The sequence below is a fragment of the Bradyrhizobium sp. P2_E8 genome, assembly GCF_056403875.1.
Genome location: NZ_JBFUES010000192.1, coordinates 1 through 9,472, shown reverse-complemented (window position 1 = coordinate 9,472; position 9,472 = coordinate 1). Strand labels below are relative to the sequence as shown.

General features: G+C 63.7%; 10 protein-coding genes and 1 pseudogene. 9 read left to right on the top strand and 2 right to left on the bottom strand.

Features of this window, described 5'->3' with window-relative positions; genetic code table 11:
- The 9 genes and pseudogenes from AC1D00_RS13365 to AC1D00_RS13325 all read left to right on the top strand — a co-directional run.
- Nucleotides 1-139: pseudogene (locus tag AC1D00_RS13365) on the top strand (ABC transporter substrate-binding protein); the annotation flags it as partial.
- A 30-nt stretch (nucleotides 140-169) separates the two neighbouring features.
- Entirely contained in the window at nucleotides 170-874 is a 705-nt protein-coding gene (locus tag AC1D00_RS13360; protein ID WP_135175941.1) for an NUDIX hydrolase, read from the top strand.
- Nucleotides 875-969: 95 nt separating this feature from the next.
- Nucleotides 970-2,280, top strand: a complete 1,311-nt coding sequence (locus AC1D00_RS13355; RefSeq protein ID WP_477010987.1) for an ABC transporter substrate-binding protein — start codon at nucleotides 970-972, stop codon at nucleotides 2,278-2,280.
- Between the two features lie 29 nt (nucleotides 2,281-2,309).
- The gene (locus AC1D00_RS13350; RefSeq protein ID WP_027547896.1) at nucleotides 2,310-3,077 is read left to right on the top strand and encodes an ABC transporter ATP-binding protein; all 768 of its coding nucleotides are present in this window, start codon (nucleotides 2,310-2,312) and stop codon (nucleotides 3,075-3,077) included.
- Between the two features lie 3 nt (nucleotides 3,078-3,080).
- Nucleotides 3,081-3,785, top strand: a complete 705-nt coding sequence (locus AC1D00_RS13345; RefSeq protein WP_135175944.1) for an ABC transporter ATP-binding protein — start codon at nucleotides 3,081-3,083, stop codon at nucleotides 3,783-3,785.
- 15 nt (nucleotides 3,786-3,800) lie between these two features.
- The gene (locus tag AC1D00_RS13340) at nucleotides 3,801-4,682 is read left to right on the top strand and encodes a branched-chain amino acid ABC transporter permease (RefSeq protein WP_027547894.1); all 882 of its coding nucleotides are present in this window, start codon (nucleotides 3,801-3,803) and stop codon (nucleotides 4,680-4,682) included.
- A complete protein-coding gene (locus tag AC1D00_RS13335) occupies nucleotides 4,679-5,698 on the top strand; it encodes a branched-chain amino acid ABC transporter permease (RefSeq protein ID WP_404553785.1) in 1,020 nt (339 codons plus the stop codon). Before AC1D00_RS13340 ends, AC1D00_RS13335 begins: the two co-directional genes overlap by 4 nt.
- Nucleotides 5,658-6,587: a polyphosphate kinase 2 family protein gene (locus AC1D00_RS13330; RefSeq protein ID WP_135175946.1), complete on the top strand. Its 930-nt coding sequence runs from the start codon at nucleotides 5,658-5,660 to the stop codon at nucleotides 6,585-6,587. The genes AC1D00_RS13335 and AC1D00_RS13330 overlap by 41 nt, the downstream gene beginning before the upstream one ends.
- Nucleotides 6,584-7,621: a patatin-like phospholipase family protein gene (locus tag AC1D00_RS13325; RefSeq protein WP_477010986.1), complete on the top strand. Its 1,038-nt coding sequence runs from the start codon at nucleotides 6,584-6,586 to the stop codon at nucleotides 7,619-7,621. Before AC1D00_RS13330 ends, AC1D00_RS13325 begins: the two co-directional genes overlap by 4 nt.
- Before the next feature lie 356 nt (nucleotides 7,622-7,977).
- Here the strand turns inward: AC1D00_RS13325 and AC1D00_RS13320 are convergent, their stop codons facing one another.
- Nucleotides 7,978-8,862, bottom strand: coding sequence for an MBL fold metallo-hydrolase (locus AC1D00_RS13320; protein WP_477010985.1), 885 nt, complete (start codon nucleotides 8,860-8,862; stop codon nucleotides 7,978-7,980).
- A 336-nt stretch (nucleotides 8,863-9,198) separates the two neighbouring features.
- Nucleotides 9,199-9,472: hypothetical protein (locus tag AC1D00_RS13315; protein ID WP_477010984.1), on the bottom strand; the 274-nt coding region annotated here is incomplete at its 5' end.

Sequence of the window (9,472 nt, the reverse complement as noted above, 5' to 3'; positions counted from 1 at the left end):
CCCGAAGGGCGCGGACGCCGTGCTCGCCGTGTTCAGCGTCGGCTCACCGGAGGTCGCCAACGCCAAGATCGACGTCAGCAAGACCTTTACCAACAAGTATGTCGAGCAGGCCAAGAAGACCACGGGGAGCGCCAAATAACTGACGCGAAGGCGTGGTAACCGACCCGTCATGACATCCCCGGTCATTCATCGCGTCACGACGCTTGATCTCGCCGTGCGACCGATTATCTGGCCGTTCGCCGAGGAACGGCGCGCCGAGATCGCGGCACACTTTGCCGAGAAGCAGCGCGAGCGGCCGAAGATCTGGAACGGCCGCGTCCTGCTCGGGCGCGATGCCGTGTTCACGGACGGCCATCTCGCCGCGACCTATTTCGAGACCGATTTCGCGAGCTTCCTCGCCTGGCGCGACTGGGGCTTCCCTGACGCCGCCGTGTTCAACGGCTTCGGCATGGGCGCGCTGCGCGCCTCCGACGGTGCCTTCGTGATGGGCGAGATGGCGCAGCATACCGCCAATGCCGGCCGCATTTATTTCCCCTCCGGCACGCCCGATCTCGACGATGTCAGGAACGGTGTGCTCGATATTCCCGGCAGCGTCGTCCGCGAGCTCGCCGAGGAGACCGGCCTGACCGCGGCCGACTACGCCGCGGAAACGGACTGGCACTGCGTGGTCAGCGGCCATTCGATTGCAATGATTCAGGTCCTCAACCTGGATGTGCCGGGCGAGGCGATCCGTGCCCGGATCGAAGCCAATCTCGCGCGCGAGAGTGAACCTGAATTGTCGGCCATTCATCTCGTGCGCGGGATGAATGACCTCACGCCGACCATGCCGCGATTTGTCACGGCCTTCGTCGCGCAGCAGTTCGCCTCGCGCTGACGCGCGAGGCTTGACATCGCTGCGCGCAGCCCATGTGATGGGCAAAAAAGCAAAAGCAAGAAGAATGCAATGCACAAAAGTCCAGGGAGGATTTGATGCGCCTGCGCATGGCTGCCCGCTTGGTACGGGGGCTGTTGGTCGCGATGTCAGCGACGGGCTTGGCAGTCTCCGCCCAGGCTCAGGACAAGAAGATCAAGATCGGCGTCGTTTTCGACCTGACCGGGCCCCTTGCGGGCGGCGGCTCCGAGCTCAACTATGTCGGCGCGAAGATCGTCCTCGACCATTTCGCCAAGACCGGCGTCGAAGGCTACAAGATCGAAGCGGTCTACGCCGACGCGCAGAGCAAGCCCGACATCGCCATCAACGAATCCGTCCGCCTGCTCGAGCAGGAGAAGGTCGACATGGTGCTCGGCTTCTTCTCATCGGCGCAATGCGTGCCCGTGGCCGCGCGTGTCGAGCAGCTCAAGAAGTTCATGTGGATGACGACCTGCATCTCGTCGGCCGTGTTCAACGAGAAGGGCTACAAATACGTGTTCCGTCCGCAGGCGAGCGGCGACCAGTTCGGCATGATGACGATGGATTTCATCGCCCAGAATGCCAAGGCCAAATTCGACAAGGAGCCGAAGGATCTGCGCGTCGCCATCATCCACGAGGACGGCGCCTATGGCGTCGACGTTTCCAGGGGTAACGAGGCGGGCGCGAAGAAGGCCGGCTTCAACGTCGTGATGAAGGAAGGCTATTCGGCGACCGCGCCGGATCTCTCCGCGCTGGTGACCAAGCTGAAGCGCGCCAAGCCCGACGTGATCTTCCACACCGGCTACAACCCCGACATCACGCTGTTGCTGCGGCAGGCCCGCGAGCAGGGGCTGAAGTTCGGCGCGCTGATGGGGCATGGCGCCGGCTACGGCGTCTATGAGAAGCTGAAGGAGGGCATGGGCGCGGACGCCACCTACATCTTCAACGCCGACCCGATCTCGATCTGGCTCGCCAACCAGAAGACCATGGATCCGAAGCTTGCGCCCGTGATCAAGATGGTCGGTGAGGAGTTCGACAAGATCAGGCCCGGCGTCGCCATCCGCTCCGCCCATGTCGGCATCGGCGCGTCCAACACTTATGTGTTCATGGCCGACGTGCTGCCGCGCGCGATAAAAAAGTATGGAGGGGTCGATCCCGACGCGCTGCGCAAGGCGGCGCTCGACACCGACATCCCCGAAGGCGGCACCATGCTCGGCTTCGGCGTGAAATTCTACGGCGAGGGCACGCCCATGGCCGGGCAGAACGAGCGGTCGTTCCCCGTCGTGATCCAGTACATCGACGACAAATCCTCTGTGGTGTGGCCGAAGAGCCAGGCGCAGCGGGAGGCCGTGCTGCCACTGCCGAAGGGCACCACCTACAGCAACCAGTAGCGCAACATTCGAGGAAACGGAGAGCTTTGGTGTTGGAAGTCAGCGGGCTGGTGAAGCGGTTTGGCGGCTTCACCGCCGTGAACAACGTGTCGTTCAAAGTCGATCAGGGCGAGATCCTCGGCCTGATCGGCCCCAACGGCTCGGGCAAGAGCACGATCTTCAACATGCTCTCCGGCACGCTGGCGCCGACCTCCGGATCGATCCTGTTCGCCGGGCACGAGATCGCGGGCCTCGCGCCGCACCGGATCATCAACCGCGGCATCGGCCGCACCTTCCAGATTCCGCGCCCCTTCCGCCGCCTGTCCATGTTCGAGAACGTCGCGCTCGCCGGCTTCTACGGCCAGGGCCGCCACAGCCGCATCAAGGCCGAGGAAGCGGCCGAGCGGTCGCTGGCCATGGTCGGCCTGCCGACCGACCGCCATGCCAGCGTCGATGGCCTCGGCGCTGCCGGGTTGAAGAAGCTCGAACTGGCGAAAGCGCTCGCCACCGCGCCGAAACTGCTGCTCGCCGACGAAAGCCTCGGCGGCCTTGACGAGACCGAGATGGACCAGGCCGCCGACATGCTGCGCAACATCCGCGACGAGCTCGGCATCACCATCATCTGGGTCGAGCACATCATGGGCGTGCTGATGCGGGTGGTCGATCGCGTCATGGTGCTCGATCACGGCGAGAAGATCTCGGAAGGGCTGCCGAGCGCGGTCGCAGGCGATCCCCGCGTCATCGAGGTCTATCTCGGCACCGATGCCGAGACCACGCAGGCCGCGGCCGCCGAAGCGCGCCGCCGCGCGGGAGGCTAGCCGATGCTGGAGCTGCGGTCCGTCAACGCCGGTTACGGCACGTTCCAGGCGCTGTTCGACGTCGATCTTGACGTGAAGGCCGGCGAGGCCGTCGGCGTCATCGGCCCCAACGGCGCCGGCAAGACCACCCTGATGCGCGTCATCTCCGGCCTGATCCGTCCCTCGCGCGGGTCGATCAGGATGGAAGGCGTCGACGTCGTGGCGACGCCGCCGCACAAGATCGTCAGCCTCGGCATTGCCCATGTGCCGGAGAACCGGCGGCTGTTTCCGCAGCTCACGGTCGACGACAATCTGAAGATGGGCGCCTTCATGAAGGAGGCGCGCGGCCACTATGGCGAGCGGCTGGAGGTGGTGTTCGACCTGTTTCCGCGCCTGAAGGAGCGCCGCAACCAGATGGCCGGCACCATGTCCGGCGGCGAGCAGCAGATGTGCGCGATCGGGCGCGCGCTGATGTCCAATCCGAAACTGCTGCTGCTCGACGAGCCCTCCGCGGGCCTGGCGCCGGTCGTGGTGCAGCAGGTGTTCGAGCTGGTGAAGCGGATCCGCGCTCGCGGGCTGACGGTGCTGATCGTCGAGCAGAACGTGCAGCAGGTGCTGCGGGTGGTCGACCGTGCCTATCTGATCGAGGCGGGCACGATCCGGGCGTCAGGCACCTCGGCCGAGATGCTCGCGAGCGACACGGTCAAGGAAGCGTATCTCGGGGTGTGAGGGGCGGGCAGGGGCATGCAGGCATTCCTGGACATTTTCGACATCTACCTTCTGGAGGCCGTGATCAACGGCATCCTGCTCGGCGGCGTGCTGGCGCTGCTTGCGCTTGGGCTGAACCTGATCTTCGGCGTCATCGACGTGACCTGGATCTGCTACGCCGAGCTCGTGATGATCGGCATGTACGCCATGTATTTCATCGTGCAGTATTACGGCCTCAGCTACTTCATCGCGGCGCCGTTCACCATTTTGCTCGTCGCGATCCTCGGCGCCGCGCTGCACTACCTCGTGATCGCACCGCTGCTCACCGCGCCGCCGATCAACCAGCTGCTCGCAACCGGCGGCGTGCTGTTCGTGCTCCAGAGCTTTGCCACCGTCGCCTTCGGCATCGACTTCCGCAATCTCGGCATCCGCCTGCCGGTGCTCGCCTTCGGCGACATGAATTTCAGCTACGCGCGGCTGCTGTCCTTTCTGGCCGCGCTGGTCGGCATGGTCGCCGTCTATTTGTTCATGACGCGCACCTTCACCGGCACGGCGATCCGCGCCATCTCGCAAGACCGGCAGATCATGGCGCTGATGGGCGTCGACACGAAGAGAATGTATCTCATCACCTCGGCGCTCGGCGGCGCRCTCGCAGGCCTCGCCGCCTGCCTGCTGGTGCTGCAATACGACGTGCATCCCTTCGTCGGCCTGTCCTTCGGGCCGATCACCTTCCTGATCTGCGTGCTCGGGGGCCTGGGCAATTTCATCGGAGGCTTCATCGCCGCCTTCGTGTTCGCCGAGATCATCTCGCTCGGCGGGCTGTTCTCCGACCTTGAATGGGGCTATGTGCTCGCCTTCGCCTTCTTCATCGTCATGATGTTCATCCGGCCCGCGGGCCTGCTTGCGAGGCGCCGATGACGGGGCAGGGGCGGCTTGCGGCGTGGGCGGTCGGACTGGCGGCGCTGGTCGCGCTGCCCTTCGTCTATCGCGATCCCTATCATCTGCACATCCTGGTGCTGATCCTGATCTGGTCGTTCGCCTACACGTCCTGGTCGATGATGGGGCGGTTCGGCCTGGTCTCGCTCGGCCATGGCGGCTTCATGGGCATCGGCGCCTATGTCACCGCGCTGCTGTGGAATCATCTGGGCTGGTCGCCCTGGATCGGCATTCCCATCAGCATGGTTGCGGCGGGTGCTTTGGCGCTGATCGTCGGCTATCCCTGCTTCCGCTTCCGCATCACCGGCCACTATTTCGTGCTGGTGACGCTGGCGCTGTCGGGCATCGTGCTCCAGGTCATCACCGCGACACGTGACTATACCGGGGGCTCGCTCGGCTATACGCCGAACCGGGCCTCGGGCAACAAGCTGCTGGCGCTGCAATTCGACGACAAGACGACCTGGTACCTGATCGCGCTCGGGGTCTGGCTTTTCGGCATCGTGGTCTGGCACTGGGTCGACCGCAGCATGAGCCGCTACGCGCTGGAGGCGATCTCGGAGGACGAGGACGCCGCGGCCGCCGCCGGCGTCGACGTCACCGCCGAGAAGCTGAAGATCACCCTGCTCAGCGCGCTGATGACGGCGCTCGCGGGCGCCATCTACTGCCAGTACCAGATGTTCATCACGCCCGACACGGTCAGCGGCATCGCGGTGTCGCTGCAGATGGTGTTTGCCGCCATCGTCGGCGGCCTGTTCGTCTCGCTCGGTCCGACCTTTGGTGCCGTCATCACGATCCTGCTGGCGGAAACCTTGCGCATCGGCTTCGGCACCAAGGCGGTCGGCTGGGACAATCTCGTCTACGGCGTGCTGCTGGTGCTCTTCATCATATTCCTTCCCAAGGGCATCCTTGGTAGCGTGCTCGACCGACTGAAGCCGCAACGCAAGGGGCCCCGCGCTCATGAACAAGAAGCCGTCCAGATCGCTCGCCCAGGAGCTTGACCGCTACATCACGCCATTCCGCTACGATGGCTCGGGCAAGTTTCACCTCAAGGCGCACAAGACCAACGAGAAGGGCGATCTCGACAAGGAGAAGGCGCAGGAAATTCTCGACGCCAACAAGAAACGGCTGGTCGAGTTCCAGGAGAAGCTCTACGCCCAGGACCGTTGGTCCCTGCTGATCGTGTTCCAGGCCATGGACGCGGCTGGCAAGGATTCCGCGATCAAGGCGATCTTCGAGGGCATCAATCCGCAGGGCTGCGATGTCCACGCCTTCAAGGCGCCGAGCAGCAAGGAGCTCGACCACGATTTCCTCTGGCGCCACGTCACCGCGCTGCCCGAGCGCGGCCATATCGGCATCTTCAACCGCTCGCACTACGAGGAGTGCCTGGTGACGCGCGTGCATCCGGAGATCCTCGCCAAGGAGAAGCTGCCGCAGAAGCTCGTCACCAAGAACATCTGGAAGGAGCGGTTCGAGGACATTTCCGCCTTCGAGCGCTACCTCTCCCGCAACGGCACCGTGGTGCTGAAGTTCTTTCTCAACCTGTCCAAGGACGAGCAGCGTCAGCGCTTTCTCGACCGGCTGGAGGATCCCGCCAAGCAGTGGAAATTCTCGATGGACGACATCAAGGAGCGCGCGCTGTGGCCGCGCTACCAGGCCGTCTATCAGGACATCGTCCGCCACACGGCGACCTCCCATGCGCCGTGGTATGTGGTGCCGGCCGATCACAAATGGTTCGCCCGCGTCGTGATCGGCTCGGTGATCAATGCTGCGCTCGAAAAGCTCGACTTGCGCTTCCCCCGTGCCGACAAGGCCTCGCTGGAAGAGTTCAAGGAGGTGCGCAAGGCGCTGGAGAAGGAGGGGACGGGAGGCAAGAAGCAAGCAAAGTGACAGCCAACCGGACCGCGGACCGCAAGACCGTCAACTTCGCGCTCCAGGGCGGCGGCGCGCACGGCGCCTTCGTCTGGGGCGTGCTCGACCAGGTGCTCGAGGACGGCAGGCTCGCGATCGAGGCGATCAGCGCCACCAGCGCCGGCGCGATGAATGCGGTCGCGATGGCCTCCGGCATGGCGCACGGAGGCGGGGAGGCGGCGCGGGAGAGCCTGCATGCATTCTGGTACGAAGTGTCGCGCATGGACATGACGTACGACCTGCTCTCGCCGCTCAACCAGTGGATCCAGGCCTTGCGGCTGCCGCCGGAATATCATCCGGTCCACGCCGTCATCCACACGCTGACGCACACGCTGCCGCCGAACCTGCTCAATCCCTTTCATTTCAATCCGCTTCGCGCGCTGCTTGAGCGCGTGGTCGATTTCGACCGGCTCAATTCCTCGCCCGAGGCGCCGCAGCTGTTTCTCAACGCCACCAACGTCCGCACCGGCAAGATCAAGGTGTTCCAGAGCCCGCTTCTCACGGCGGAAACCGTGCTCGCCTCGGCCTGCCTGCCGCCCTATTTCCAGGCCGTCGAGATCGACGGCGAGCACTACTGGGATGGCGGCTATCTCGGCAATCCCGCGATCTATCCGCTGATCTACCGCAAGGGCAGTCACGACGTCATCATCGTGCAGGTCACGGCGATCCGGCGCGACGAGCTGCCGACCAGTGCAGCCGATGTCCTCCACCGCATCAACGAGATCAGCTTCAATTCGTCCCTGATGCGCGAGATGCGCGCGATCGCGTTCGCCACGCGGCTGATCGACGACGGCGAGCTCGACAGCGACAGGCATAGCCGCATGTACATGCACTGGATCGGCAACGACCAGTTGATGTCGCAGCTCGGCACGGCCACGCAGTTCCACCCCGAATGGAGCCTGTTGTGTCGCCTGCGCGACGAGGGCCGCGAGGCGGCGCGAAACTGGCTGGCGCGAAACTTCGGCCAGATCGGAAAGTCCTCGACGGTCGACCTGGCAGGCATGTTTCTCTAGGCCACTGAGCCGGACATCGACAAAAAGCGCGAAAACAACCCCATGCACAGTAGCCGGTGCCAGCGGAATCAATGGCTTGGCGATGGGTCCCGCGCGCTGCTGATTTTACGAAACACGTTTGACTCGTCGGGCAAGACAGGGGCATGATGCCACCATCGCCGTGGACCGAGCCGGGTGGGCAAAAGCGAGGTGGCTGCCGTAGTTCGTAGCCGCGATCTCTGATCTCGCAGGATGGACAAAGCGAAGCGAAGCGTGCCCGCCGATCTTCGCCTGGATAGAGGTGGTGGGCACGGCGCTGACGCGCCTTTGCCCACCCTGCGATCCCAGCGCGAGCGAAGCTCTGTGTACGCCGTCCCTTAGTACCCGCGTCCCCACCAGTAGCAGAAGCGCTCGACATTGGCGGGCAGGGCGGTCTCGTAATTCGCCCACTTCTCGTATTTCGGCAGCTTCACTTCCTTCATCGCGGTGTCGAAGCATTTGCCGGCGTCGGCCGCCTTCTTCACCTGGGCGGAGAGGTCTTCCATGTAGGCGATGTCGTCCTCGACGTCCTTCTTGGTGCCGAGCCGCCCGCCGGCATTGGGGTGGCCGGGGATCATCCGCTCCCAGTCGAGCGACGCCAGCTTCTTCAGCGAGGCGATATATTCCAGCGGCGAGGCATTGTCGGGGATGTTGCGGAACTGGACGGACTCGATCGGCGCGAAATCGACCACGAACACGATCTTCTCCTTCGGCAGCCGCATCACCAGCGAATTGTCGGAATGGTTGCGGCCGACATAGTTCAGCTCCAGCGTGGTGCCGCCGAGCGTGATGCTCTTCTTGTCGTCCACCACCTGATCCGGCATCACCACGTCGGCGAGCAGCGCATTCTGCTTCTTCAGCTCGAGCAGACGCTCCTTGGTCCGCCGGTGTGCGACGAAGGTCGCGCCGAGCTCCTTGAATGGCTGGCCGCCGGCGATGTGGTCGTAGTGATGATGGCTGTAGACGACGTATTTGATCGGCTTGTCGGTGACCGCCTTGATCGCGTCGATATAGGGCTTCGCGGGGCGCAAGTAGGAGATCGGGTCGGTCGCGATCACGCCCTTTGGCGTCACCACGAACATCGACTGATGGCCGCCATAGCGGAAGATGTAGACGTTGTCGGTGCCGTCCACCTTTCGGGTGGAGGTCTGCGGCGGGGTTTGCGCGAACGCTGATCCGGTCGCGAGGGCCGCGAGAACGGTGATGCAAATGAATGCTTTCATCTCTGGCTTTCTGGAAAAGAACGAGGGGAGACGCGGATATTCTCTTCGACACAAACGCTGCTATAAGGGATTTATTCCGCCGCCGCATGCAGCCAATCTGTCGCGGGAACTACGGGGAACGCTGCCTCAAATGTGATTTCAAAGCCCGTGATCCCGCTTGACAGTTCTATGTCACGGGAGGAGCATGATTGTGGTCGCGAATACGCGACGCGCAACGTCCACATCATGAGCAAGGGGAGGTCTATGACACCACCTCCGCAGATCCAGCCGCGTTAAGTGCGATGGAGCTCGTTCGGACTATCGCATAGCGGCAGAAACCGCGAACGGCACGCCGGGTCAAGGTTTAGCGGGCTCCATCAGTGAGGCAAGGCCCCTACCTGCCCGGCGCTGTGCTTTGCACGCTCTCGCATTCATTCTGTCGAGGCCGCGCGGAGCGAACAGCATCACACTTGATTTCTCCTCCTCCTCCTCCTCGCCGTCGTTCCGGAGCCGTTCCGGAATGACGGGAGAGGTTTTGGCGTGAGTGTTGTATCGATGCACGCCCGCGAGCCGGCATTTCGTTGTGTCGGGAGCGGGTTCCTGTTTCTTGCATCGCGGCAAATGCCAAGAG